The sequence below is a fragment of the Streptomyces sp. NPDC030862 genome (assembly GCF_055571835.1).
Genome location: NZ_JBVIEN010000005.1, coordinates 46,189 through 68,951 on the forward strand (window position 1 = coordinate 46,189; position 22,763 = coordinate 68,951).

General features: G+C 71.0%; 25 protein-coding genes and 2 pseudogenes. 8 read left to right on the forward strand and 19 right to left on the reverse strand.

Translation table 11 applies throughout. From position 1 onward, the window contains the following. Positions 1-9 precede the first annotated feature (9 nt). The 3 genes from ACZ42X_RS14660 to ACZ42X_RS14670 all read left to right on the forward strand — a co-directional run bounded on the left by ACZ42X_RS14660 (position 10) and on the right by ACZ42X_RS14670 (position 2,220). Positions 10-852 carry a helix-turn-helix domain-containing protein gene (locus ACZ42X_RS14660; RefSeq protein WP_468288917.1) on the forward strand — a complete coding sequence of 281 codons (843 nt, stop codon included), beginning with the start codon at positions 10-12 and terminating at the stop codon, positions 850-852. Next, positions 842-1,426: a Uma2 family endonuclease gene (locus ACZ42X_RS14665; protein ID WP_468288920.1), complete on the forward strand. Its 585-nt coding sequence runs from the start codon at positions 842-844 to the stop codon at positions 1,424-1,426. Before ACZ42X_RS14660 ends, ACZ42X_RS14665 begins: the two co-directional genes overlap by 11 nt. A gap of 74 nt (positions 1,427-1,500) precedes the next feature. Then, the gene (locus ACZ42X_RS14670; RefSeq protein WP_468290112.1) at positions 1,501-2,220 is read left to right on the forward strand and encodes a hypothetical protein; all 720 of its coding nucleotides are present in this window, start codon (positions 1,501-1,503) and stop codon (positions 2,218-2,220) included. A gap of 36 nt (positions 2,221-2,256) precedes the next feature. On the opposite strand, the pseudogene ACZ42X_RS14675 reads toward ACZ42X_RS14670, so the two are convergent. After that, a pseudogene (locus tag ACZ42X_RS14675) lies at positions 2,257-2,657 on the reverse strand (hypothetical protein); the annotation flags it as partial. On the opposite strand from ACZ42X_RS14675, the gene ACZ42X_RS14680 reads away from it, so the two are divergent. Continuing rightward, a complete protein-coding gene (locus ACZ42X_RS14680; RefSeq protein ID WP_468290181.1) occupies positions 2,560-2,853 on the forward strand; it encodes a hypothetical protein in 294 nt (97 codons plus the stop codon). The pseudogene ACZ42X_RS14675 and the gene ACZ42X_RS14680 overlap by 98 nt on opposite strands. Positions 2,854-3,528: 675 nt before the next feature. On the opposite strand, the gene ACZ42X_RS14685 is transcribed toward ACZ42X_RS14680, so the two are convergent. After that, positions 3,529-4,152: a TetR/AcrR family transcriptional regulator gene (locus ACZ42X_RS14685; RefSeq protein WP_468288923.1), complete on the reverse strand. Its 624-nt coding sequence runs from the start codon at positions 4,150-4,152 to the stop codon at positions 3,529-3,531. Between the two features lie 126 nt (positions 4,153-4,278). On the opposite strand from ACZ42X_RS14685, the gene ACZ42X_RS14690 reads away from it, so the two are divergent. Then, positions 4,279-5,472, forward strand: coding sequence for an FAD-dependent monooxygenase (locus ACZ42X_RS14690; RefSeq protein WP_468288926.1), 1,194 nt, complete (start codon positions 4,279-4,281; stop codon positions 5,470-5,472). A gap of 3 nt (positions 5,473-5,475) precedes the next feature. On the opposite strand, the pseudogene ACZ42X_RS14695 reads toward ACZ42X_RS14690, so the two are convergent. The 13 genes and pseudogenes from ACZ42X_RS14695 to ACZ42X_RS14755 all read right to left on the reverse strand — a co-directional run. Beyond that, positions 5,476-5,781 (reverse strand): annotated as a pseudogene (locus ACZ42X_RS14695) (transposase); the annotation flags it as partial. 264 nt (positions 5,782-6,045) lie between these two features. Continuing rightward, complete coding sequence (locus ACZ42X_RS14700; RefSeq protein WP_468288929.1) at positions 6,046-6,534, reverse strand: DUF4265 domain-containing protein; 489 nt, start codon at positions 6,532-6,534, stop codon at positions 6,046-6,048. A gap of 64 nt (positions 6,535-6,598) precedes the next feature. Beyond that, positions 6,599-7,465 (reverse strand): GNAT family N-acetyltransferase, encoded by an 867-nt coding sequence (locus tag ACZ42X_RS14705; RefSeq protein WP_468288932.1) that lies wholly within the window; start codon positions 7,463-7,465, stop codon positions 6,599-6,601. A 95-nt stretch (positions 7,466-7,560) separates the two neighbouring features. Then, the gene (locus tag ACZ42X_RS14710; RefSeq protein WP_468288935.1) at positions 7,561-9,816 is read right to left on the reverse strand and encodes an SEL1-like repeat protein; all 2,256 of its coding nucleotides are present in this window, start codon (positions 9,814-9,816) and stop codon (positions 7,561-7,563) included. Next, positions 9,816-10,505: a hypothetical protein gene (locus ACZ42X_RS14715; protein ID WP_468288938.1), complete on the reverse strand. Its 690-nt coding sequence runs from the start codon at positions 10,503-10,505 to the stop codon at positions 9,816-9,818. Before ACZ42X_RS14715 ends, ACZ42X_RS14710 begins: the two co-directional genes overlap by 1 nt. Before the next feature lie 97 nt (positions 10,506-10,602). Beyond that, positions 10,603-10,890 carry a hypothetical protein gene (locus tag ACZ42X_RS14720; RefSeq protein WP_468288941.1) on the reverse strand — a complete coding sequence of 96 codons (288 nt, stop codon included), beginning with the start codon at positions 10,888-10,890 and terminating at the stop codon, positions 10,603-10,605. 70 nt (positions 10,891-10,960) lie between these two features. Beyond that, positions 10,961-12,418 (reverse strand): glycosyltransferase family 39 protein, encoded by a 1,458-nt coding sequence (locus tag ACZ42X_RS14725; RefSeq protein WP_468288944.1) that lies wholly within the window; start codon positions 12,416-12,418, stop codon positions 10,961-10,963. After that, positions 12,415-13,110, reverse strand: coding sequence for an ABC transporter ATP-binding protein (locus ACZ42X_RS14730; RefSeq protein ID WP_468288946.1), 696 nt, complete (start codon positions 13,108-13,110; stop codon positions 12,415-12,417). Before ACZ42X_RS14730 ends, ACZ42X_RS14725 begins: the two co-directional genes overlap by 4 nt. Before the next feature lie 49 nt (positions 13,111-13,159). Continuing rightward, the gene (locus ACZ42X_RS14735) at positions 13,160-15,337 is read right to left on the reverse strand and encodes a hypothetical protein (RefSeq protein WP_468288949.1); all 2,178 of its coding nucleotides are present in this window, start codon (positions 15,335-15,337) and stop codon (positions 13,160-13,162) included. 133 nt (positions 15,338-15,470) lie between these two features. Beyond that, entirely contained in the window at positions 15,471-15,764 is a 294-nt protein-coding gene (locus tag ACZ42X_RS14740; protein ID WP_355362249.1) for a lactococcin 972 family bacteriocin, read from the reverse strand. 179 nt (positions 15,765-15,943) lie between these two features. Further along, positions 15,944-16,300, reverse strand: coding sequence for a hypothetical protein (locus ACZ42X_RS14745; RefSeq protein ID WP_468288952.1), 357 nt, complete (start codon positions 16,298-16,300; stop codon positions 15,944-15,946). A 4-nt stretch (positions 16,301-16,304) separates the two neighbouring features. Further along, complete coding sequence (locus tag ACZ42X_RS14750) at positions 16,305-16,595, reverse strand: hypothetical protein (RefSeq protein ID WP_468288954.1); 291 nt, start codon at positions 16,593-16,595, stop codon at positions 16,305-16,307. 327 nt (positions 16,596-16,922) lie between these two features. Next, the gene (locus tag ACZ42X_RS14755) at positions 16,923-17,666 is read right to left on the reverse strand and encodes a GbsR/MarR family transcriptional regulator (protein ID WP_468288956.1); all 744 of its coding nucleotides are present in this window, start codon (positions 17,664-17,666) and stop codon (positions 16,923-16,925) included. 228 nt (positions 17,667-17,894) lie between these two features. Between ACZ42X_RS14755 and ACZ42X_RS14760 the strand changes: the two genes are divergently transcribed. The 3 genes from ACZ42X_RS14760 to ACZ42X_RS14770 all read left to right on the forward strand — a co-directional run bounded on the left by ACZ42X_RS14760 (position 17,895) and on the right by ACZ42X_RS14770 (position 20,387). Further along, positions 17,895-18,569, forward strand: a complete 675-nt coding sequence (locus tag ACZ42X_RS14760) for a DUF4097 family beta strand repeat-containing protein (protein ID WP_468288959.1) — start codon at positions 17,895-17,897, stop codon at positions 18,567-18,569. 67 nt (positions 18,570-18,636) lie between these two features. Continuing rightward, entirely contained in the window at positions 18,637-19,599 is a 963-nt protein-coding gene (locus tag ACZ42X_RS14765) for an ATP-binding cassette domain-containing protein (protein WP_468288962.1), read from the forward strand. Continuing rightward, the gene (locus ACZ42X_RS14770) at positions 19,596-20,387 is read left to right on the forward strand and encodes an ABC transporter permease (RefSeq protein WP_355362237.1); all 792 of its coding nucleotides are present in this window, start codon (positions 19,596-19,598) and stop codon (positions 20,385-20,387) included. The genes ACZ42X_RS14765 and ACZ42X_RS14770 overlap by 4 nt, the downstream gene beginning before the upstream one ends. 209 nt (positions 20,388-20,596) lie before the next feature. Here ACZ42X_RS14770 and ACZ42X_RS14775 read toward each other — a convergent pair whose 3' ends face one another. From ACZ42X_RS14775 to ACZ42X_RS14790, 4 genes are read right to left on the reverse strand one after another with little or no spacing between them, the layout of a single operon-like run. Further along, the gene (locus ACZ42X_RS14775; protein WP_468288965.1) at positions 20,597-21,178 is read right to left on the reverse strand and encodes a TetR/AcrR family transcriptional regulator; all 582 of its coding nucleotides are present in this window, start codon (positions 21,176-21,178) and stop codon (positions 20,597-20,599) included. Beyond that, complete coding sequence (locus tag ACZ42X_RS14780) at positions 21,178-21,498, reverse strand: DMT family transporter (RefSeq protein ID WP_468288968.1); 321 nt, start codon at positions 21,496-21,498, stop codon at positions 21,178-21,180. The genes ACZ42X_RS14775 and ACZ42X_RS14780 overlap by 1 nt, the downstream gene beginning before the upstream one ends. A 55-nt stretch (positions 21,499-21,553) precedes the next feature. Then, positions 21,554-21,982: a hypothetical protein gene (locus tag ACZ42X_RS14785; protein WP_468288971.1), complete on the reverse strand. Its 429-nt coding sequence runs from the start codon at positions 21,980-21,982 to the stop codon at positions 21,554-21,556. 40 nt (positions 21,983-22,022) lie between these two features. Then, a complete protein-coding gene (locus ACZ42X_RS14790; protein ID WP_468288974.1) occupies positions 22,023-22,598 on the reverse strand; it encodes a GNAT family N-acetyltransferase in 576 nt (191 codons plus the stop codon). Positions 22,599-22,763 lie beyond the last annotated feature (165 nt).

Sequence of the window (22,763 nt, forward strand, 5' to 3'; positions counted from 1 at the left end):
GACTTCCCGATGGACATTCAGCAGGTTAGCGCGCCGTCGCGCGCCTCGTCCCGTGCTTCCGGGCGCGTCACCGTCTCCGGGGTGACCCACGTGAAGTCCGCGCAGCGCAGCCGCTTCACCGTCGTGGGCAACCACCTCGCCCAGCACCGCGAGATGTCGATGGCCGCGATCGGGCTGGCAGTTCACATCCAGTCGCTGCCCGAAGGCGCGAAGGTCGGCATCAAGGCGCTGGCGGAACGCTTCCCGGACAGCGAGGCCAAGATCGCGGAAGCGCTGCGCGAGCTGGAGGAGTTCGGCTACCTGGAGCGCACGCGGGTGCGGCTGCCCAGCGGCAAGCTGGTCACGCGGACGGTCTCGTACAACCAGCCCCGTGCGGTGTCGGCACCCCAGGAGCCCGAGCCCGAGCCCGTATCTGAGCCCCAGCCCGAGCCCGTAAAAGCTCCTCGGCCGCCGCTTCCGGAGCCCAAGGCTCACGACCTGGAGCGCCACCGCCTGGCCACCGACCTCCTCGCCGGGTTGCGGCGTCACGAGCCCCGGCTGCTGCTCGCCGAGCACGACGTACGCCGCCTGGCGCCCGCCGTGGCCGCCTGGCTGGAACGGGACGCCGCCCCCGAGGCCGTACGGCAGGCGCTGACCGCCAACCTGCCCGCGCAGCTGAAACAGCCCGCCGGGCTCCTCGCCCACCGGCTCACGACACTGCTGCCGCCACCCCTGCCCGCCGCCCCGCCGGGACCGACGGGGCCCAACCGCCCCGACCCGCTCCAGAACTGCGACACCTGCGACCGCGCCTTCCGCTCCCCGGAGCCGGGCGACTGCCCCGGGTGCAGAACGCACCTCGCCGATGCGGCCTAGCAGGGCGGGGATTGCCCGCCAGTACCAGGTCATGCGGGACGTCGTTCGGTCGATGGGCGACACCCTTCCCGGCACGTTCGAGATCACCAGGGAAGGCATCGTCCACGACTTGAGGGCACCCGCCAGACCGCACGAACTCACCGTGCTGCGGCTACGCAAGCTCCTTGAGGAAGCCCTGCCCGAGGACCTGGTGGCCCACACCGGCACACCGGACGTGGAGTGCGCGCCCGAGGGCATCATGCGACACCCCGACGTGATGGTGATCGCCGAGGCGGACATGGAGGGCGAGGGCTCCTTCGACCCGCGCACCGTCCTCGCCGCCATCGAGGTCGTCTCGCGCTCCAACCCGGACAACGACTGGGTGGGCAAGATGCGGGACTACCCCCTGCTGGGCATCCCGGTCTACGCCGTCTTCGACCCGCGCACCGGCTCGGGGGCCGTGCTCGGCGACATCCACGCCACCCCGTCGGGGCCTCGTTACGCCACGCGCAAGGAGTTCGTGTACGGCGAGGACGTCACGATCCGTGAGTGGACCATCCCGACCGGGGGCCTCCCCCGCTACCCCTCCGCCTAAGGGCTGTCCCGCGATGAGCGGCGGGTGCGCCCGGCCTCAAGAGCGGGGAGCCAGGGCGGCATGATGTCCCCGTGATGAACAGTGCAGACCTGCAGCCTGCCCGGATAGCGGGTTACGACGGTGGCCCTCTCACGTACCAGGCCGGGCTCCTGGATGAGCCGCTCTTCTGGCTGGGGCACCTCTCCTCGTGTGTCCAGAGCGAGGAGGCCGAGGAGTTGCTGTTCGGCGCGGACTACGACGCGGCCGGCGACTTCCAGCGGCAGCTCTGGGAGCGGTCCGAGTGGCCGGCATTCACGGTTCCGCTCGCGGCTGATCACCGTCTTCACGTGGTCTACCGGACTGTCGCAAACGACACCGGAATCGATTATTTCCTTCACCACCCCGACTGGGACCAGGCCGAGATCCTCGCCCGGGATGACGGGCACTTCATGGGTCCGGGCCTGTCCTGGCCCGAGCTCGTGGCAGCTGCGGACAACATGCTGCCCGGCGGCAGCACTACCGATCCCCACTCCCGTCTGTTGCTCCTGCTGCCTGCGTTCGGCGACGACGCAGTCCCCGACGAGGCTGTTGTCCGTTTGGCGGATGGGCTACGCGCCCGTACGAGCGTGGAAGACCCCGAAACCCTCGCCTCTGCTCTTCTGGAGGATCAAGGGGCCCCCGGCCCCGCGCGCTGGACGGTGGCTGGGCACGGATTCTCCGTGAATGACGGCGAGTACTCCTTCCGCAACCCCACCAACCCCTTCGCTCTGTCAGCCGATCGTCTGGCCCGGGTTGCCACCGCCCTGACTCCTTGACCTACGCACCCGTCTCCAACGGTGCGGGAGTGTCTATTAACTCTTCGACCGTTGTGGAGCGATGAGTGTCTTCTCCCGACGGACGGTTTTGCCCACGTCGTAGCGGGCTGCCCGGTGTTTGTTCTTCGTACCGGGTGGCCGTCCGGGTCCGGAGGGGTGGGGTTTCGGTGCTCTGGCGGGGCAGGGCATGGTCGCGCGGAGGTGCCGAAACCCCCGGCGGACCCGTGCAGTGTTAGCGGACTGACGTCGGCGGGTTTCTCCCACGCCAGCCAGGCGGCCCGGTGGGTCAGCCGCGGGTGGACCCGGTCCCACGCCTGCGCTTCAGCTTTGCCGTAGTTCGTGGTCGCCGTGATGGTGGTGACGGTCGGTGCGGGCCAGGTTTCTGGTTTCGCGAACCGGAACTCCGGACCCTGCTTCGATGGCCGGCCGCCCTTCGGGTCGTTCAATGTTGTGCTCAGGATCGTGGACACCATGCTCGCCTACCAGAAGGCGCACGGCGGCCTACCTGCCGACACGGACAGCCTTGAGGACATGGCCGTGGCGATCATCGAGGCCCTGGAGCGCGACGACTTCCGCATCGTGGACGTTTTGAGCGGCAGCCGGACCGAGACGCCCACACCCAAACCGGCCTGACGGCACGGCAGCGGAGCGCCAGCCACTCTGGCCGGTGCCCTGCTTGCCTTCTGCACTCCGTCAGCGGGTGGTTAGCCAGCGACGATCGTGAGACTGAACGGCTGGCCATGCCGTGAGACACGGTGACAACTACCAGGTACCGGCACCGCCGCTGGCCATGGGCGGCGAGAGCCTACACCGGCTTCTGTTAACAGGCCGTTGCACCATCTCACCAGGGTGATGGGTGCGGCTGGTACCGCACCCATCACCCCAGCTCACCGCACTTCTCCGCCTCGTCCTCGCGCGGACGATCTTGAGCCCTGGACGCTGGAAGCGGAGCAGTGACCCCAGCCATAGGACGGCGGACGGCCACAGAGCACCAGGTCATGCGCCGGACAACACCGGCGGAGGCTAGTCCTGACGCCACGGGCCAACAGCCGCTTGAGCGCACGAAACGGGGTGTGGCGCCCTCGCCGGGTTCTGGTCGGCCGTCGAGGTGCGGCAGTAGCCGATGAGCACCGCCGGAAACTACCCGAAGGACCGTTCTTCGACGTTGATTTCCGACGCGAGTTGCCGACACTGCCCACCTGCGGGTTCGTGATCACGGGAGTGAGTGTCGGCAGACGTTCGTTTGCCGACACTTCTCAGCCCGCCCGGGAGTTCTCACGTCGGGTGCCGCTGATTCATGTCGACCGGTCAGTTGGTGCTCGGCGTGGGTCCGGCCAGGCCGTGCAATAGCAGGGCGGTGAGGGTGTCGACGATCTCCTCGTCGGTTACCTGCGGGCCGCCTTCCCCCGCGGTGATGACGGCGTAGCCGAGCATCGAGACCATCGCCCCCATGGCCGCGGCGACGAGCTCGGGGTCGCCCGGGAGCGGGTGGCCCCGTCGGCGGAGCCAGTCCAGGTGCTCGCGGAGGGTGCCCGTCTCCCCGGTCAGGCTCGCCCAGGCGCGGCCCTCGCCGGGCGGGCCGGCGAAGTTCGTCTGTATCAGGGCCGCGACCACCGGCAGATGGTCGCGGATCACCCGCCAGGTGACGGCCAGATGCTCGCGCAGCTGCCTGCCGTCGGTCAGATCGTGGTCGGCCGGGTGGCCGTCCGCGCCGATCTCCGTGTCGGCCTGCGTGTCCATGTCCTGCATCAGCGCTTGGAGCAGGGCGTTCTTGTCCGCGAAATGGGCGTAGAAGGAGCCGGTGGCGCGACCGGCCTCGCGGGTGATGTCGGTGATCTTCGTGTCGAGGTAGCCGCGCTCGGCGAACAGCCGCCGCGCCGCCTCTTTCAGTGCCGCCTCGGTCTCGGCGGCCTGCTCCCTGCGTACGCCCATGCTCCCGGCGCTCCTGTTCGGCTTGACGTGTCGCCCTCGCCCTCATCATAGTGAATCACAGTTCCATGAATCTAAATTCACTGAATATGGATTCACGGAAGCCGCACGAGAGATCAGGGAGGGCACATGACTGCCATCGTCATAGGCGGCGGAGTGGCCGGAGCAGCCGGCGCGATAGCGCTGCGGCGCATCGGTGTGGAGGTCACGGTCTACGAGGCGTACGCCGAACCAGCCGGTCAGGTGGGCTCGTTCCTGAGTCTGGCGTCCAACGGCCTGCGGGTGCTGCGCTCCCTTGGCGTGCTGGAGCAGATACGGGGGGCCGGGATCGACATGCCGGGCCAGCGCATGTGGTCGAGCTCGGGCAAGCTCCTGGGTGATGTGCCGCGGGGTCGGCTGAGCGGCGACGATCTGCACAGCGTGACCCTGATGCGGGGCGCGCTGGTCGCATCGCTGCGCGCGGAGGCGCTGGCGGCCGGGGCGCGCATTGTCACCGGTGAGCGCCTGGTGGACGCGGTCACCACCGAGGCAGGGGTACGGGCGGTCTTCGCTAGCGGCCGTACGGCGGAGGCGTCCCTGCTCATCGGCGCCGACGGCATCTGGTCGGCCACCCGGTCACTGCTCGACCCGCACGCGCCCACCCCCGAGTACGCCGGCCTCTACAGCATCTCGGGCATCGCCGAAGGCATCGAGACCGACCCCGGTGTCTTCAACATGACCTTCACCCGCAACGGCGCCTTCATCCACCTCGCCGCCCCCGGCGGCAAGGTCTGGTGGTCGGCCCAGGTCGCCTGCCCCGCACAGCCGGATCTCGCCCTCACGGACGCGCAATGGCTGCACCGCCTCGGCGAACTGCACCGGCACGAACAACTGCCGACCGCGATCCTCGGGGTCACCACCGAACTGCACCGCCCGACCCTGATGCACAAACTCGACGCGGTCCCGGTCCGCCACAACGACCGCATCGCACTCCTCGGCGACGCCGGACACCCCGTCGGTGCGGGCCAGGGCGCGTCGATGGCCCTGGAGGACGCACTCGTCCTGGCCCAGTCACTGGCTGCGGAGCCCTCGGTGGCGGCCGCCCTCTCGGCGTACGAAGCCGCCCGCTCGGCCCGTATCGCCAAGATGGTCAAGGCGGCCTCGGACAACCGCGACGCCAAGACGGCAGGCCCGCTCACCCGGCGGATACGCGACCTGGTGATGCCGCTGGCGGTCCGCCTCTTCTACGAGAAGGCCACAGCCTGGCTCTACACCCACGACTGCGGCGAACTGCCGACCATCCGGACGGATGGAGACTCCCGGGCCCGTGGCTCACGACTCTGACCTTCATGGGGTTGATCGCGCTGCTTGTGCCACGTCCTCGGTGGCCCGCCGCGGGCGGGGAACAGCCAGGGGGCCAAGGTCGAGGCGCTTGTCCATTTCCAGCCGGAAGGTGCCGTACGGATTGATATTCGACTCGCCACGGACCCGGCCCACCAGCTCAACGGGGAGATCCCGCAGGACCCAGGCCAAGCGGGTGACGTCGTAGCCGGCGTCGGACACGACGACAATGTCCGGTTCGCCTGTCTGCCACTGGCCTGCGGCGATGAGCCGTTGCACAACTTCCCGAAGCTGGGCGGCGGTGGCGGCCGTTACAACAACTCGTCGCTTCGGGCAGTCAGACATGCGTAGAACTCACCCCGGAAGCGCGACGCTTCCGCGAACGCGTCCGTCCGAACAGCATCAGACAGCAGACTCGCCCTTACGGCCTTCGTCGTGTTCACGTGCACCTTGGTCGGAGCACATGATCAGACGAGGCCGCCCACTCGTCCGGCGAATGCCCAGGGGAGCTGGATAGTTCGGGCAGCATTCGAGCCAGCACGTGCCACAGGCCGGCCGCGAGAAGTCCAGCAGAGGTCAGGCGTTCCACCATTCGTCGGTGCCACAGCCGACCTCGTAGTGCCACCATCCTTCCTCTTGCCCTCGGGTCAGGAGGGCCTTGATCCCGGCGAAGTCCGCACCTGATGGTGCGGTGAAGGCCACCATCGGGAAGTCCTCACTGAAGACCTCGCCCCCGAGCCCGAACATCGAAAGACGCTGGTGCACCGCCTGCGGACTACGTCCCAGGGGACCGGTGGGCACGGGCACAACACGGATCGTGCAGTTGCCGGAGGAACTGACCCGCCCGACAGCCCAATGGAGCCCATCGAAGTCGGTCTGGTACCGCACTATGTCGCCCTCGGCCACCCCGTCCTGAAGAAATGGGGCGTTCTGCACACGGGCCGTGTCATCAGCGAGCTTGGTCGCCCACAGGCCCTCGGTGTCCTGCGGGAGCCACCCCTCGCGGGGAACGAACCGGAACCAGACCTTGATCTTCTCGACCACGTTCTCCATGACGGTCATCATGCGCCGTCCGGCACAAGTCCCCCGCACCGGGTCTGAGCCGAGCGATACCGCCGCCTGATCATTTTCAGGCGGGTCGGCTGACGTCCAGCCGTTCGGGCAACGGCTCGTATCCAGCTGCCCTGTAGGTGGCGACGGCGGCAACGTTCGAGCTGGGGGTGCTGACGAGTGCGCTTGATGCACCCAGTTCACGCAGCGCCGCCGCAGCGGCGATGCTGATCGCGGTCCCATAGCCGCGACCGCGATGGTCGGCGTGCACGCCCACCGGCTCCAGCAGGCCGGGCTTGCCGGGCCCGGCCGACCAGACCGTCGCCGCGGCCACCGCGTTGTCCCGGTCGTCGTAGCCGATCAGGCAGCGGGCGTCGGCGTAGACCGGCCCGGCCGCAAGGACGTGCCAGATCTCCTCGGTGAACCTCGGGCTGCCGAACGCCGAGCGGTGCACCGCGGTCCGCACCCCCGCCGTCTCCGGACCGGCTACCTCGACCCGCAGGCCGGCGTCCTGCACCGGCTCGGCGAGGTCGTGGCGCAGGAGCGTCCACGGCTCGTCCAGATTCCAGCCCGCCTCCAAGAGCACCTCGCGGAGCAGGGCGCCGTTGGGGATTTCGAGGCCGACCTTCCCGGGCGGCAGGACCCCGCGCTCCGGGTCATCGAGGTCCGCCCGCAGTTGGCGCGCCAGATCACCGTCCTGTCGCAGGTCCGGCGCGGTCGTCAGGCGCAGCAGATCAGGGGCGTCCAGGTATCCGACGGCAATGATCCGTCCGTCCACGCTCCAGGTGCGGACGGCCGCGGCCAGCCTCTCCGCGCCCAGCGCCCAGGCCCAGCCGAGGTCTCCTGGATGGAGCTGCAGCGGCGTGCGGTCGTCCTGCCATGCGCGGAGGGCATCCACGGCCCCGATCAGCCCGTCGACGCCGGGCTCGTTCAGAACGATCCTCATGTCCCGCATCGCACACCATCGCGGCGACCGGCCGCACCTGGTTTTACTCAGCCAGTCAAAGCGACAGGACACGCCCTAGCCGGAGCGCAAGACCTCTAAGGCCGTACGCCCAGGCGGAGCAGCTGGCCGCGGGCCGAAGCGGCGGCCCCCTCGTCCCCGGCGGCCATGGCCAGGAACTCCAGGAAGCGCAGGGTGTCGACGTATGCCTTCCGGTGGGACGCGTCGGTGGCGTGCAGGCGGCGGTACGCGTCGGCGGCCAGCGTGCACAGCTCCACCGCGAAGGCGAGCGGGGGCGCACCGGGGGCGGTGACCACACGGTTGGTGAGGCCGTGGAGCGCCGTGGCCAGCGCCCCGAGGTCCTTCGCGGGTGTCGTTTCGCGCTCCACGGCGATGCGGGCCCAGTGGAGGAAGCCCGCGTGGTCCTCGCGGTCGTGGAGGGCCTGCTCGGCGAGCAGCACCGGGGAGGCGGGGTGCCCGGCTCGGGCGGCCAGGGTCCACCAGCGTTCCGCCTCGGCGTGCTCGCCGCGCTCGTACAGCAGGACACCGAGTTGGTGCGCGCAGAGCACCTCGCCCGCGTCGGCGGTGGTCGCGGGGTTCTGGGCGGTTCCGGTTCCGGCACGGTCGGGGTCGAGCGGCTCGGCGCCCTGCCGCCAGCGGCGTTCGGCCTCCTCGGTGCGGCCCTCCTCGTACAGCAGCATCCCGAGGTAGTAGGCGCCCCGGGTGCTGCCGTTGTCGGCGGCCGTGCGCCACCAGCGTTCGGCCCCGGCCGTGTCCTCGGACCGGAACCTGAGCATGCCCAGGCGTTCGGCGGCCGGCGCCTCGCCCTTCTCGGCCAGGCGGGCGAACAGTTCCTCGGCCTCGTCGGTACGGCCCTGGTGGTCGAGCAGGAAGGCCAGGTTGTGCAGTCCGTTCGGTACGTCGTGCCGGGCGGCCAGCCGCCACAGGATCTCGGCCTGCGCCAGATCGCCGCGCTGGTGCATGACCGCGCCGAGGCCCACCGCCCCCGCCCAGTCACCGGCGCGCATCGCCTGCCGGAACCAGCTCTCGGCTCGGGCCAGGTCTCCCCGTCGCCGCTCGATCACGCCGAGGTTGTGGTGGGCAGCGGCGACCCGTTGCCGCGCGGCCTGGGTGTACCAGTGGACGGCGCCGTCCACGTCGCCGAGGTCGTCCAGCAGCTTGCCGAGCGTGAACGCGGCCTGTGCGCTGCCCTCCTCGGCCGCCGCCCGGTACGCCTCGACGGCTGCCTCGTACGCGCCCTGCGCGAGGAACCGGTCGCCCCGCGCACGCCCCTTCGCCGCCTGCGGCGGCTCCGGGTCGGGGCCGCGCCACGGCGTGCCCAGCAGTATTCCCTCGGAGGTGGCGTGTGCGAGCTGCCAGAAAGGCTTTTTCGACCCGGTCTCCGGCGCTCCGGGTCCGGGTCCGAGGCCGGCCGGGGCGTCCGGGTCCCAGTGGTCGGCGTACAGCTGGTGAACCGGGAGCGGCTCTTGGGCACCGTTCGGATGGAAGGACGCCATGCCCGTCGAGGCCGTGATCAGCAGGTCCCAATGCGGCCTCAGGATCCGTTCTCCGTAGGCGATTTCGGCCGTCAGCCGCCAGTGCACCTGGTGCGGGGCATCCGTGACCGGCGCGCAGACCACCGTGGCGCTCCCGCCCGCCGGAACGGTCAGCGGGAAGGCGGGCGACTGCGGTCCGACGGCCCGGAGCGCGGCGGGCGACCGGTCCAGGCGGATCTCGAAGTCCGGGCGCAGCAGCGGCCGGTACGCGGCTACCGCGCGCAGGGCGGACTCGGCCAGGTCGGGGGCGAGCACCAGGTCCGGCATCCGGTCGTACGCCACGCTCGTGCCGTGTGCTTGGAGCGTCCGCTCCCCGGTGACCTGCCCGTGCAGGGAGCGGACGATGACGTCCCGCCCCTCCGGTCCGCCGGGCGCGGTGACCGTGAAGAGCAGGTTGTGCCCGGTCACGGGGATCTGTTCGGCCTCCGGGGCGCCGGAGACGCCTGGCTCGACCAGCAGCGCGAGTTGGCTGTGCACCACCACCCTGACCTCGAAGGGCACGTCGTCCGGCAGGCCGCATACCGCGACGGCCCGTACCGGCCGCTGCATCGCGTACATGGCTGTTCCCGGCCCGGTCTCCGCGGGCGCGCCGGGGGCCGCGGGTGCGTCACCGTGCGGCGCGGCTCGTCCCCGGCGGCGGGCGCGCGTCGCGGCCAGGGCCGCCACCACGGCGATCGCGGCGACCGCGATCCAGGGCGGCCACGCCCGTATCCCGGCCGCGAGGAGCACGGCGCCGCCCGCGACCAGCGGAAGCCCTGCCTTCAGGGCCAGGTCCCGTAACGCACGCGTCCCGGACATCAGGCGCCGAGCCGGGGGTGCCGGGCAGCGGTCCGGAACGGCTGCCCGCCGAGATCGACACGCGTACTGCCCGAACGCCCCCCGGTGGTCCAGTCGAGCCACAGCACCCACCGGACGTCCCCGCTGTCCGTGGTGACGACCAGATCGAGCACCTCCGACTCGTCCCGCGCCACGCTGTAGGGGAAGTCGCTGTCCCCCACAGGCCGCACGGACGGCGGATCGGCGTCGAGCAGCACCTCGAACCGCCGCACCGGGACCTCGGCGGCGTGTGGGGACACCTCGCCGTGGCGCTCCTCCCGGGACACGACCTCGGCGCGCAGCTCGGTCAGCAGCACGGGGGACGGGGAGGAACCGGTGACGATCACCCGCACGCTGTGCCCGCTCGCGGGCACGTCGATGGTCCGGCCGCCGTCGTCGACCACGACGTAGTCCTGGTGTCTGATCCGCACCGTGAAGGTCAGCGGATCGGACGTCGCCAGCTCCCGGTCGGCCCTGCGCCGTCCGAGCGAGTCACCGATCCGGCGGGGCACCTCCTGCCCGAGGTACGCCGCCGCGGCAGCGGCGGCCACCCCGCCCGTCCACGTCAGCACCTCACCGGGGGCCCAGATGAAGGCACCGGCCACGGCGGCCGAGCCGACCCCCACCGCCCCCAGGGTCAGCACCCGTCCGCGCCATCCAGGGTTCGGCATGCAGCCAGCTCCGTTTCCGCGGCGATCCGTCTCTGCCCGCGGCCACGGTAGCGACACGCCCTGGCCGCCGTCAGGAGGCAGGGACTGGCCGCCCGCCTCAGAACACCGCGCGAGCAGCCACCACGGTGACGCCGACACCGACCGCCGCGCCCAGCAGCATGGCCGCGATGGCCGCCGTCCGGCCGACGCCTTGCTCGAACGGAACGCTCGGTACGACTTTGCTCAGGACCGGCGCCAGCGCGATGAGACCGAAGCCGATGCCGCCGCGCCAGTACGTCTCGCCGGAACACGACTGGTGGAAGCGACCGCCACACCCACTCGGTTCGATGGCGAAGCTCGTCACGATGAGGAACAACGCACTGGCGTACACCGCGCTGAACAGCACCCCCGTGCCGAAGTCGACACGCCGGGTTCTCGCGGAGCCGCCAGAGCTGCCGGAGCTCTCAGGGCGCCTCCTAGAGGCGTTCATACACCGTCACCCGCCGTCCCCGAACCTGCTCGTCCGCCACCGCTCTGAAGTGCTCCTTCAGCATGGCCCTCTTGACCTTGTCCCGCTCCGCCGAGACCGGGCGGGCCACCTGGGCCGCATCCGTGACCAGCAGTATGCGGTGCTGGGCCAGCATCGCGGTACGTATCCGGGCCGGATCGGCCTCCTCGCCCTTCAGGGTGCCGGACGCGACCGGGGTCACCGCAAGCGCTATGTCGCTCAGGCCGGCGAAGTCGTCCGGGGAGACGAGCGCGGTGTCGCGGCGGGCCGCCGGTACGAAGAGCACCGCGTCTCCGGGGTGCTTGAGCCGCCGCACGTCGGCCGACACCGCCAGGACGTCGTCCACGCGGCTGGCCGGGGACCGCTTGCTCAGCGACTGCGGCAGCAGCGCCACCACCGCCACCGTGACCGCGACCGGCACGAGCCACGACGCGGCGCGCGGGAACCGCGGCGTGAGCGCGCGGACGGCCGAGCTCAGCGCCGTACCGATCAGCAGGGCCAGGCCCAGCATGCTGAAGAGCACGTACCGGTCGAGGAAGAGCGGCTGGAACAGGGACAGCCCGATCAGGCCGAGTTGCGGCACCGCGAGCAGAGGCAGCCCGACGGCCGCCACCGACAGGCGGCCGCCCGGGTGGGAGGGCCGGTCCGCGAGGGCGCCGAGGCCGCCGATCGCGAGCAGGACCGCCGGGCCGATCAGCATGTGCCAGGTCAGCGGCGGGATCCAGGACACCTGGCCCGACTGGGTCCGGCTGAACAGGATCAGCGGCAGCGCCCCCGCCACGGCGAACGCCCCCGCCGCCGCCCAGCGCGCCCAGGTGCCGCGCCCGGCGCGGGTCCAGGCGAGGGTCGCCGCGTGGGCGAGGAGCATCAGCAGCGAGAGCCAGTTCAGCAGCGCACACAGCAGGACGGTGCCGCCGTACGCCGTCCAGTGCGCCGCCGAGGCGCGCCCTTGAAGGGCCGTCACCAGCAGCAGCGTCGCGATCCCGGCGCCGGCGGCGACGAGCGCGTACGGACGCCCCTCCTGGAGGTAGAACTGCACGGCCGGCAGCAGTCCGAGCGCCAGCCCCGCCCCGAGGCCCGCCCAGGTCCCGGCCAGTCGGCGGCCGATGACCGTCACACAGCCCGCCGCCACCGCCATGGCCAGCACGGAGGGAAGCCGGAGGGTCGTGGTGCCGGCGCCGAAGGAGGCGAAGAGGCCGTGCATCAGCAGGTAGTACAGGCCGTGTACGACGTCGACCTGGCCCAGCATGTGCCAGATCTCGCCGGTGGACCGCTGGGCCACCTGCCAGGTCGCGGCCTCGTCCCGCCACACGCTGTGCTGCCGTGACAGCCCCCAGGCGCCGAGGGCGAGGGTCCACAGGACGGGGGTGGCCCAGAGGGGCGGGCGGCGGGCGCTGCTGGCGGCCGGGGCTATGTGGGAGGTCATGAAGGTATTCGGGTGCTGGTGGCTGCGGTGGAGGTGGAGGTGGAGGTGAGCGCGGCGTCCTCACCGACGGTGAGAACCGCGTCGCAGCGGTCGCGGACGTAGTCGTCATGGGTGGCGATGACGACGGCGCATCCGGCCTCGCTCATCTCGCGGAGGATGTCCATGACCGCTGTGGTGTGGGCGTGGTCAAGGGCGCCGGTGGGTTCGTCGGCGAGGACGAGCGCCGGTTGCTTGACGATGAGCCGGGCGAGCGCCACACGCTGCTGCTCTCCGCCGCTGAGGTGGTGGATCCTCTCCGCCTCCCGCCCCGCCAGGCCGACACGGTCGAGGGCGTCGGCGATGACCGTACGGGTGCCGCCCCGAGGGGCCCGCTGTGGCGGGATGGCGATCTCCAGGTTGGCGGCGACGGTGGACTCCTCGATCAAGGCGTAGTTCTGGAAGAGGTAACCGAGAACGTCGCGACGGTACAGGCGCGTCTCGCGTCCGCCGAATCGGGTGATGTCCTTGCCGTCGTGGCGGATCGCCCCCGAGGTCGGCTTGTCGAGGAGGCCGAGGCAGTTGAGGAGGGTGGACTTCCCCGATCCGCTGGGACCGACGAGCGCGAGCATCTCGCCGCGGCCGATGGTGGCGGTGACGTCGGACCACAGGGTCCGGGTGCCGAAGGACTTCGACAGCTTCACGATTTCGATCACGACAGTGCTCCTGCGGGGTGGAGAAGATACGGCGGTACGGGCTCGGGGCTCACGTCCCGGCCACCCCCTCCTTGACGACACGCCGGTGGAACACCGCGAGCGCGAGGAGCACGGCGCAAACCTCGGCGGTGACCAGTCCGGCGATGACACCGGTGTCCAAGGCGGTGATCCGGACGGGCGGGAAGGGCGCGGGGATGCCCTGGGAGGTGAACTCCGCGAGGTCCTGGTTCTGCTGCCACACCTGGAAGGGCACCCACGAGGCGAGGAAGACCGCGAGGACCGCCTCGACGGCGAGGACCTGGCGGTGGATCCTGGAGAACCTCCAGCCGCTGATGTGCTGCGCGAAAATGGCCTGGGCGTGCTTGCGGGCGTGGATGACGCAGACTCCGACGCCGGTGATGAGGAGTACGGCCATGGCCGCGACGAGGTTGAAGAGCCGGAGCCGGAAGTCGTTGACGGCCTCCCTCAGCGCCAGGGCGGCGCTGTGCCGGACCGGGCGCACGGCCGTCACGTACGTGCGCAGGTCGTCCTTGTCGGCCGCGAGGGCCTTCAGGGCGTCGTCGGGGTTGGGGAAGACGATGCCGTCCTGGGTGGCGAACGCGGTGTAGGTGTCGTCGGTGAGGATCTTCGAGCCGTTGGGGACCACCACGAGCACCGGGTCGCGCACCAGGGACCGGTCGTCGTCCGGGGTGTGGGCGGTGTGGGGGCTCAGGCTGCCGGAGTTGTAGCCGAAGAGGCGCTGGCCGCTCTTGGCCGGGAGCGTCTCGACCGTGAGCCGTCGGCGGAGGTCCGGATCCAGGCGGCCGAAGACGCCGGGGATCGCCGCGCTGAGGGCGGGTGCGTGGGCGGAGAGGGACTCGGGGACGATGAGCCGGACCGCACAGGCTGTCGTGTGGGCGGCCGCACAGGGTTTCGCGGCTTGCGCGTGCGCCGCTTGCGCGTGCGCGGTTTGCGCTGTGGGCCGGGGTGCCGCCGGTGCGTACCGGTGTCCCTTCGGGTCGAGGACCGGCTGTGCCGCGAGGAAGGTGTCGTTGACGACGAGTACCTCGCCCTGTGGCAGGGGCGCGTCGGAGGAGACGCTCTGGAGGTCCCGGCGCCCGGCGACGATGACCTGGCCCGCCGCGTCGGCGCGGCGCAGCCACCCTCCCACCTCGGTGATCATCCGCTTCTCCTCGCCCACCAGGCTGCCGTTGAGGCGGAGGGTCACGGCGTCTCCCGCCCGGGCGTAGGTGTCCTGGCTTTCCTGGCGCGCCAGCACGTGCTGTCCCGCCAGGGCCACGTCCATGGCGACGCCGAGGGCGAGCAGCAACGCCGGGACACGCACCAGGTACGTACCGACGAACGCTGCCCGCGCGGGCAGCCTGCCCTTGAGCGCGCGCAGCACGTCGACCCTGAAGGTCAGGGCGAGCGCGGCCGCGTGGGCGGCCAGGACGAACAGGACGAGCAGGCCGGCGAGGCACGCGGTCACCGAGGCGAACAGTCCCAGCCAGGCGAGGCCGTTGTAGAGGTGGAGGAAGCCGAGCGCCGCCGCCGCCACGGCACCGGCCGCGACCGACCAGAACAGCGCCACCTGTCGGAGGTCCCGGAGGAGGAGGTCCGTGAAGGACTTGCCCTGGAGGCGCAGCACCCCGTAGGCCCGCGCGCCGAGCAGCACGCTCGCGCCCGTCATCGTCACCGCGGCGAGAGCGACCACCCAGAACGAGCCGAAGAGGTCTCCGCCCGAGAAGAGGAGGGGCAGGTTCGCGGGTGCGAGAGGGTGCTGCACGCTCACGCGGAGGCCGAGACCGGAGAGCTCGTCCGCCAGCGCGCCCGCCGCCTCGGGCGGGCCGAAGACGTAGTAGTAGCCGCGCGGGTCGCGCTGTCCGACCTCGGCGATCGGGTGCACGTCCGTCTCGACCTGCCTGCCGAACCGGGGATATCCCTCGTCCAGCCAGGACGCCGCCTCGGACCCGGGGCCGCCGGGGGCCAGATACAGGTGCCGCAGGCGGTCGGGGTTCCTCAGGTCGGGCAGCTCACGGGCGACCGTGACCCCGTGGTCGTCCGAGAAGGAGGCGATCGCGCGGGCGATGTCGGCGCCGCTCACCGCGTCATCGGAGTCGAAGACCCAGACCTGGGCCGAATTGCCCAGCACCAGCTCCTCGTCCAGGCCGCGTACGAAGAGGAAGGCCATGACCGCGGAGACGGCCAACACGGCGGCGTGGACGAACTTGATACCTCGGTGGAGCATCGGCTACCTGGTTCCGGGCGCTCGGGGAGCGCGTGTCTCGTCGGACGTGACGTTGGCGGGAAATGCACGGCACCGGCCGCGGGAGAGGAGCTCTCCCGCGACCGGGGCGATGGCGATGACGACCGATGCCTCGTCAGCAGGAGGCGTCGTAGTGCGCGGTGTTGGGGTGGATGCTCGACTTCTCCACCGAGGCCTTGGACCACTTCTTGTTCTCGGTGCAGCCGCTGTAGGCCCAGCTCCTGCCGTGGACGGAGGAGGAGTGCCAGTTGACCTTGTGGTAGAAGTTCGAGTAGGCGTAGTTGGCGCCGACGTCGTAGCTCCACCTACCGCCGCTGACGTCGACCGACTTGGCCAGCGCGGGAGCGGTGGCGGCCATGACGATGACACCGGCGGCGGCGACGGCCTTGAGTCCGTTTCGTATGGTCATGGTTGACTCGCTTTCCTGTGTGGGATGACGGAGCTGGCGACGCACCGGTCTCAGGGCGCGGCGCAGCGACAGCCGGTGGTCTGTACGTCTTCGTGGGACGTGACCAGGCTGTTGGTGTACTGGTGTACTGGTGTGTTGTGCGGTGGTGTGCCGGTCGCTGAATCTGCGAACGGGACGGTTCAGGCGGCGATCCACGGGACACGGCACACGTGGGGCGCCGTGCCTTCAGGGCACATGTTCCTGATCACCGTCTTGCGGATCGCCCGCCACGTCCGCAGGGAGCACACCACGTGGACGCGCAGCTCGACCGGTTCCCGTGCGCCGCCGCTCTGGCCGGGGTGCTCCCAGGCCCACTGCTCCGCCAGCATGCTGTACACGTCAGCGGTCGACAGCTCGCTCCCGGGGAGCGTGTGCGCGACGGTCTCCCTGACGATCCGGGCGCTGCGGGAGGCCGCGGCCTCCTGGACGAGTCGCCTGACCCATGCCAGCCCTTGCTCGTCCGCGTACAGACCGAACGTCAGTGTGCGCGTCCTCATCGACTCACGCCCTCTTGATCGACTTCTTCGTGCAGTGCTTCGCACGGTAGCCGGTGGGCATCTGGTCGTTGGCGTTCTTGATGGCGGCCTTCCACGCGTTCGGCTTCGTCTCGGAGATGCCGTGGCCCTGTACGAAGCCATGGGCGGTGTCGTCCGAGATGCGCATCTTGGTGCACTGCACGTGCGCATGCCATCCGCGCCCCGCCGCCTCCGCAGGAGCGGCGATGCCGGCCGAGAGCAGCGCCGCCGCGACAGCGGTGGTGAGGAGAGGGCCGATGGCCCGCAACTTGCGCATTGAGTGGTTCCCCCCAGGGATCGATACGTCCTCTGTCCGGGGGTGGGCGGGTCGGGTGATGCCGTCTTCGCATTCACCCGCCACCGCCGCGAAACACCGGATGGCGCCCTGGCCGTATGGCCGAGGCGATCCGCGTGCCGCTCACCTTCCCCCGTGAGCCACCCGCCTCGGAGGTCAGCCGATCGGGTGGACATGGCGAATTTACGCCACTCCGACGATCTTCCGCCAGGCGGAAGGACGTGAACACGATCACCGCGCGCGGATGGAACGTTGAACCGACAACATGGGCGTTTTGTCGCTCTGCCGCCCTGTCGCCCTGTTCGGTGGCTAAGGCGCCTTCGCCGTACCCTCCGAGGCCGTCGGGGGCTTCGCGTAGAGGACGTCGCGGGCCTGGTCGGCGGCGCGGGTGATGCTCTCGGAGACGAAGTCGAGGAAGCGGGCGATGTTCTCCAGGCGGACGGCGGCGGGGGTGTCCGGGCCGAGGACGCCCACGCCCTCCCGGGCGGTCCGGGCGAGCTGCGCGTTGGACTGGGCGGCGGAGATCATCGACTGGTACCAGACGCCGTCGTCGACGAGGTAGCGCTCGCGGCGGCGTTCGTCGCGCTCCCGGCGGATGAGGCCCTGGGTCTCGAGGAAGGCGACCGACTTGGAGATGGACGCCGGGCTGACCTGGAGGCGCTGGACGAGTTCGGACGCGGTGAGGCTTCCGGCGTCGGTGGTGAACAGGCAGGTCAGCACCCGGGCCATCATCTTGGGCACGCCCTGCTGCATGAGGAGGGTGGTGAACGCCTCCTCGTACTCGCGCACGGCCTCGGCGTCCCGCCCGGGGCTCTGCTCGGGCGCCCCCGCCCCTCGGGGGGCGGCCTGCCTGCGGCGGTGCGCGCGGCGTTCGGTGGCGCGGTGGGCGAGGTCGGCGCGGTAGGCGGTGGGGCCGCCGTTACGCATGACCTCGCGCGTGATGGTCGACGTCGGGCGGTCGAGGCGCCTGGCGATCTCCGCGTACGCGAGGCCGTCGGCCAGCCCCAGCGCGATCTGCTGGCGTTCCTGCTCGGTGAGCCTGCCTCCCGGCATCGCGGCCTCCTTGTGTGGTCCTTGAGGTCTCCAGCATAGCGTTCACTTCCAGCTCATTGCAACGCGTAGCGGGTATGACGTTGCGTTACTTTCTCAACCATTGCAACGATTTTACTGCTCTGAACTGCGCTTTTCTTGTTTCGTCGCAACGCTATTGTTGCAGGTTCCTTGAATGCAACGTAGCGTTTCTCTCGTCGGAAACAACGCAGCTACACCCAGGAGCGCACGATGCAGACGTTCACCACCCCCGCCCCGGTCTCCGCCGTCCTGGAGATCCCCGCCGGGCACATCCGGTTCATCGCGGCCGACCGGGCCGACACCACCGTCGAGGTCCTGCCCGCGGACGCCTCCAAGAGCCGCGACATGAAGGCGGCGGAGCAGACCCGGGTCTCGTACGGCGACGGCGTCCTGCGGATCGAGGCCCCGGAGGCGAAGAACCAGCTGTTCGGCTCCTCCGGGTCCGTCGAGGTGACGGTCCAGCTGCCCGCCGGCTCCCGCGTCGAGGCGAAGGCGGCCAGTGCCGAACTCCGCGGCGTCGGGCGGCTCGGGGACGTCACCTTCGAGGCCGCGCACGGCACGGTCAAGCTCGACGAGACCGCGGGCGCCCGCCTCGTCCTCCAGGCCGGCGACATCACGGTCGGCCGCCTGGGCGACGCCGCGGAGATCCGCACCCAGAAGGGCGACCTCCGCATCACCGAGGCCGTACGCGGCGAGGTCACGCTCCGCACCGAGCACGGCGACATCGCGGTCGGCGCCGCCCGGGGAGTCTCCGCCGCCCTGGACGCCGGCACCGGGTACGGCCGGATCCACAACGCGCTGAAGAACACCGACGGCGGCGACGCCGCGCCCCTGAGCATCCACGCGACCACCGCGTACGGCGACATCGCCGCCCGCAGCATCTGAGCCGCGGCTCACAGAGCTCGCAGGGTTCGCAGAGTTCGCAGAGTTCGCAGAGAGGGAGTACCCCACCATGACCAACCTGGCCATCGCGGCGCACGGGCTGCGCAAGTCCTACGGCGACAAGGTCGTCCTCGACGGTGTCGACCTGTCCGTACCCGAAGGAACGATCTTCTCCCTGCTCGGCCCGAACGGCGCCGGCAAGACCACCGCCGTGAAGATCCTCTCCACGCTCATCACGGCGGACGCCGACTCCGGCGCGGTCCGCGTCGGCGGCCACGACCTCGCGGCCGACCCGCAGGCCGTGCGCGCGGCGATCGGCGTCACCGGGCAGTTCTCCGCCGTCGACGGCCTGATCACCGGTGAGGAGAACATGCTCCTCATGGCGGACCTGCACCACCTCTCCCGGCGGGAGGGCCGCCGGGTCGCCGCCGAACTGCTGGAACGCTTCGACCTCACCGCGGCGGCGAAGAAGCCCGCCTCCACCTACTCCGGCGGCATGAAGCGCCGCCTCGACATCGCCATGACCCTGGTCGGCGACCCGCGGATCATCTTCCTCGACGAGCCGACCACCGGCCTCGACCCGCGCTCCCGGCACAACATGTGGCAGATCATCCGCGAGCTGGTCACGGGCGGCGTCACCGTCTTCCTCACCACCCAGTACCTGGAGGAGGCCGACGAACTCGCCGACCGGATCGCCGTGCTCAACGACGGCGGGATCGCCGCCGAGGGCACCGCCGAGGAGCTGAAGCGGCTCGTCCCCGGCGGACACGTACGGCTCCGCTTCACCGACCCGGCCGCGTACCGCAGCGCCGCCTTCGCACTGCGCGGGGCGGCCCCGGACGACGAGGCCCTCGCCCTGCAGATCCCGAGCGACGGCAGCCAGCGCGCGCTGCGCTCCCTCCTCGACCGGCTGGACTCGGCCGCCGTCGAGGCGGACGAACTGACCGTGCACACCCCCGACCTCGACGACGTCTTCTTCGCCCTGACCGGCGGCGCCATCTCCCCCGACCAGCCCAAGGAGGCTGTCCGATGAGCTCCTTCGCCCTCGCCGTACGCGACTCCTCCACGATGCTGCGCCGCAACCTCCTGCACGCCCGGCGCTACCCGTCCCTCACGCTGAACCTGCTGCTCACGCCGATCATGCTGCTGCTGCTCTTCGTCTACGTCTTCGGCGACACGATGAGCGCGGGCATAGGCGGCGGCGTTCCGGACCGCTCCCAGTACGTCGCGTACATCGTCCCGGGGCTGCTGCTGATGACCATCGGCAGCACGGTGGTCGGCACCGCGGTCTCCGTCTCCAACGACATGACCGAGGGCATCATCGCCCGCTTCCGCACGATGGCGATCCACCGCGCTTCGGTACTCGTCGGGCACGTCATCGGCAGCGTGCTGCAGGCGATCGTCAGCGTGGTCCTCGTCGGCGCCGTCGGCGTGGCCATCGGCTTCCGCTCCACCGACGCCACCGCCCTGGAGTGGCTGGCGGCCTTCGGACTCCTCGTACTCTTCGCCCTGGCACTCACCTGGATCGCGGTCGGCATGGGCCTCATCAGCCCCAACGCCGAGGCGGCCAGCAACAACGCGCTGCCCCTGATCCTGCTGCCGCTGCTCTCCAGCGCCTTCGTCCCGCTCGACGCGATGCCCGGCTGGTTCCAGCCGATCGCCGCGTACCAGCCCTTCACGCCCGCCATCGAGACCCTGCGCGGCCTGCTGCTCGGCACCGAGATCGGCCACAACGGATGGCTCGCGGTGGGGTGGTGCCTGGGCCTCGCGGTACTCGGCTACGTCTGGTCGACCTCGAAGTTCCAGCAGGACCCGAGGTAACCCCGATGCCCCCGCGGGCCCCGGCCCGCAGCTCGTCCCCCCACCAGCCCCGAGGGCGGCGTACATCGACGCGAGTGTCGGCGTACGCCGCCCTGTTGGCGTGTGTGGGGGCATCAAAGGCGTTGCGGGCGACTGCAGTAAGCGAGCGCCAGGGCGCCGTGAGGCCCGCTATGCGGCTCTGCGGATCCCAACTGGCCCGCCCGGGGAAGCTACTCGGCGCTATCGGCAGCGGGGCCGGCGCCCCTGCCGAGGATGCGGGCGAGGGCGTCACGCGCGTACTCCTCGTCGTAGGCGCCGCCCATCAGCAGCACGTGCAGGCAGATGCCGTCGAGCAGCGCGATCGCGGCGCGTGCCGTGCGCGGGTCGGTGCGTCGGGTGAGGAGCTCGGTGACCTGTTCGCCCCACTCGGCGGCGACGGCGCGCAGTGCGGGGCGGCGCAGGGCGGCGAGGTAGAGCTCGTACTCCAGCTCCACGCCGGTGCGGTCGCCGCCCAGCCAGGCGCCGGTCACCCGGGCCAGCTCGGTGGCGAGGTCGCGGCCGGGGTCGGTGAGGGCGTCGCCGTGTGCGCGTACGACCTTGGCGAAGCCCTCGTTGGCTTGGCGGAGGGCCGCCACGAGCAGGTCGTCGAGGGTCTTGAAGTGGTACGTCGTCGAGCCGAGCGGCACGTCCGCCTCGGCGGCGACGGTGCGGTGGCTCAGCCCGGCGATGCCGGCGCGGCCCACCACCCGGATCGCGGCGTCGATGATCCGCTGACGCCGCTCGGGGTCGTACCGCCGTGTCGCCGCCGCCATCAGTGCGCCCCGCCGAGGTTGAGCAGGACGACGCCGATGATCACGAAGGCGATCCCGGCGAGCTTGGCCAGGCCGGTGGACTCCCCGAGGAAGAGCATGCCGATCGCGGCGACGGCCGCGGTGCCCACTCCGGCCCAGATCGCGTACGCCGTGCCGACCTGGATCACCTTGAGGGTCTGCGCGAGCAGCGCGAAGGCGACCAGGTACCCGGCCACCGCGCCCAGCGAGGGCCACAGCTTGCTGAACCCCTCGCTGTACTTCATGGCGGTCGTCCCGGCGACCTCGGCGGCGATGGCCGCGGCGAGCAGTCCGTATCCCATGTGTACGAGTGTACGCATCGTTGCGTACGGGCGTACACAACAAAGGGGGTGCCTGCTACTCCAGAGCGAGGACGACCCGCACCGGCAGGTCCGTGTCCTCCTGCACGACGCCCGCCACCAGCTTGTGGCCGGCCAGGGACCACCTCTTGTGGGCGATGAACTCGTCCGCGTCCTCTTCCGTACTCCCGGCCGGCCGCAGGTGCCGCGCCAGCGCCGACGACTCCAGCCGGGGCAGGAAGGCGGCCAGGGCCCGCTCGCCCGCCGCGTAGGCGGCTTCCACGTCGTCGAAGTAGCCGGTGTCCTCGTCGGGCTCCCGCGTCCAGAGGGTGAACTCGACGCGCACGCCGCCGTTGTAGGGGTGGAACCAGCCTCCGGTGCCGTCCTTGTCCCAGGAGGCCCCGGAGCCGTCCCAGCCCTGCGCGGCGAACAAGGCCGCCACGCCCTCGCGGGTCGGTGGGGTCAGCTGCCGGATGGCTTCCAGCATGAGTACTGCGGCAGAGATCGCTCTCGTCTCGCTCATCGTCCTAACGCCCCGCGAACTCCCCCGCGAGCAAGCCCATCAGCACCAGGTCGTGGTGCCGGCCGTCGAGGAAGACGTGGTCGCGGAGGCGGCCCTCCTCCACGAAGCCGAGGCGGCGGTGCAGGGCGAGGGAGTCCTCGTTGTACGCGAAGATCCGCGCCTCGCACTTGTGGTAGCGCCGCTCGGCGAACATGAACCGCAGCAGCAGTGCCACCGCCTCCGAGGCGTAGCCCTTGCCCCGGTGCTCGGCGGCGATGGTGACGCCGTACTCGAAACGGCCCGCTCGCGGGTCGGCGTGGTTCGTGCCGACGGCGCCGACCGCCTCCCCCGAGCCGGTGGCTTCGATCACCAGCTGGAAGCAGTCGCCGTCGGGCGCGGCGGCGGCCCGCTCCCGCGCCCAGGCGCGGTGGCTCTCGGCGGAACGGGGTGGGCCCAGCAGGTCGCCCAGCCGCTCCTCGTCCGTGGCGAAGCGCATGAACGCGCGCCAGTCGTCGGGCTCGATACCGCGCAGGCGTATCCGCTCGCCGGTCCAGAAGGACGTCGTTCCGGAGGGCGTCCCAGAGGTCGTTCCAGAGGTCATTCCGCAAGATGATCACGGGGCGGACGCGGCGTCCATCCCCCCGTGCATCCCCCGTGACGCGGGGGGGGGGGGGGGGGGGGGGAGGGGGAGGGGGGGGGGGGGGGGGGGGGGGGGGAGGGGGGGGGGGGGGGGGGGGGCCCCCCCCCCCGTCGGAATGGGATCTTC

Excerpts from the sequence above, each read along its gene's own strand:
- ACZ42X_RS14770 (WP_355362237.1), top strand. The coding sequence starts at position 19,596 with ATGAGCTCCTTCGCCCTCGCCGTACGCGACTCCTCCACGATGCTGCGC.
- ACZ42X_RS14735 (WP_468288949.1), bottom strand. The coding sequence starts at position 15,337 with ATGCTCCACCGAGGTATCAAGTTCGTCCACGCCGCCGTGTTGGCCGTC.
- ACZ42X_RS14665 (WP_468288920.1), top strand. The coding sequence starts at position 842 with ATGCGGCCTAGCAGGGCGGGGATTGCCCGCCAGTACCAGGTCATGCGG.
- ACZ42X_RS14785 (WP_468288971.1), bottom strand. The coding sequence starts at position 21,982 with ATGCTGGAAGCCATCCGGCAGCTGACCCCACCGACCCGCGAGGGCGTG.
- ACZ42X_RS14715 (WP_468288938.1), bottom strand. The coding sequence starts at position 10,505 with ATGCCGAACCCTGGATGGCGCGGACGGGTGCTGACCCTGGGGGCGGTG.
- ACZ42X_RS14760 (WP_468288959.1), top strand. The coding sequence starts at position 17,895 with ATGCAGACGTTCACCACCCCCGCCCCGGTCTCCGCCGTCCTGGAGATC.
- ACZ42X_RS14705 (WP_468288932.1), bottom strand. The coding sequence starts at position 7,465 with ATGAGGATCGTTCTGAACGAGCCCGGCGTCGACGGGCTGATCGGGGCC.
- ACZ42X_RS14725 (WP_468288944.1), bottom strand. The coding sequence starts at position 12,418 with ATGACCTCCCACATAGCCCCGGCCGCCAGCAGCGCCCGCCGCCCGCCC.
- ACZ42X_RS14740 (WP_355362249.1), bottom strand. The coding sequence starts at position 15,764 with ATGACCATACGAAACGGACTCAAGGCCGTCGCCGCCGCCGGTGTCATC.
- ACZ42X_RS14670 (WP_468290112.1), top strand. The coding sequence starts at position 1,501 with ATGAACAGTGCAGACCTGCAGCCTGCCCGGATAGCGGGTTACGACGGT.
- ACZ42X_RS14745 (WP_468288952.1), bottom strand. The coding sequence starts at position 16,300 with ATGAGGACGCGCACACTGACGTTCGGTCTGTACGCGGACGAGCAAGGG.
- ACZ42X_RS14790 (WP_468288974.1), bottom strand. The coding sequence starts at position 22,598 with ATGACCTCTGGAACGACCTCTGGGACGCCCTCCGGAACGACGTCCTTC.
- ACZ42X_RS14780 (WP_468288968.1), bottom strand. The coding sequence starts at position 21,498 with ATGGGATACGGACTGCTCGCCGCGGCCATCGCCGCCGAGGTCGCCGGG.
- ACZ42X_RS14710 (WP_468288935.1), bottom strand. The coding sequence starts at position 9,816 with ATGTCCGGGACGCGTGCGTTACGGGACCTGGCCCTGAAGGCAGGGCTT.
- ACZ42X_RS14775 (WP_468288965.1), bottom strand. The coding sequence starts at position 21,178 with ATGGCGGCGGCGACACGGCGGTACGACCCCGAGCGGCGTCAGCGGATC.
- ACZ42X_RS14690 (WP_468288926.1), top strand. The coding sequence starts at position 4,279 with ATGACTGCCATCGTCATAGGCGGCGGAGTGGCCGGAGCAGCCGGCGCG.
- ACZ42X_RS14750 (WP_468288954.1), bottom strand. The coding sequence starts at position 16,595 with ATGCGCAAGTTGCGGGCCATCGGCCCTCTCCTCACCACCGCTGTCGCG.
- ACZ42X_RS14660 (WP_468288917.1), top strand. The coding sequence starts at position 10 with ATGGACATTCAGCAGGTTAGCGCGCCGTCGCGCGCCTCGTCCCGTGCT.
- ACZ42X_RS14700 (WP_468288929.1), bottom strand. The coding sequence starts at position 6,534 with ATGATGACCGTCATGGAGAACGTGGTCGAGAAGATCAAGGTCTGGTTC.
- ACZ42X_RS14755 (WP_468288956.1), bottom strand. The coding sequence starts at position 17,666 with ATGCCGGGAGGCAGGCTCACCGAGCAGGAACGCCAGCAGATCGCGCTG.
- ACZ42X_RS14685 (WP_468288923.1), bottom strand. The coding sequence starts at position 4,152 with ATGGGCGTACGCAGGGAGCAGGCCGCCGAGACCGAGGCGGCACTGAAA.
- ACZ42X_RS14765 (WP_468288962.1), top strand. The coding sequence starts at position 18,637 with ATGACCAACCTGGCCATCGCGGCGCACGGGCTGCGCAAGTCCTACGGC.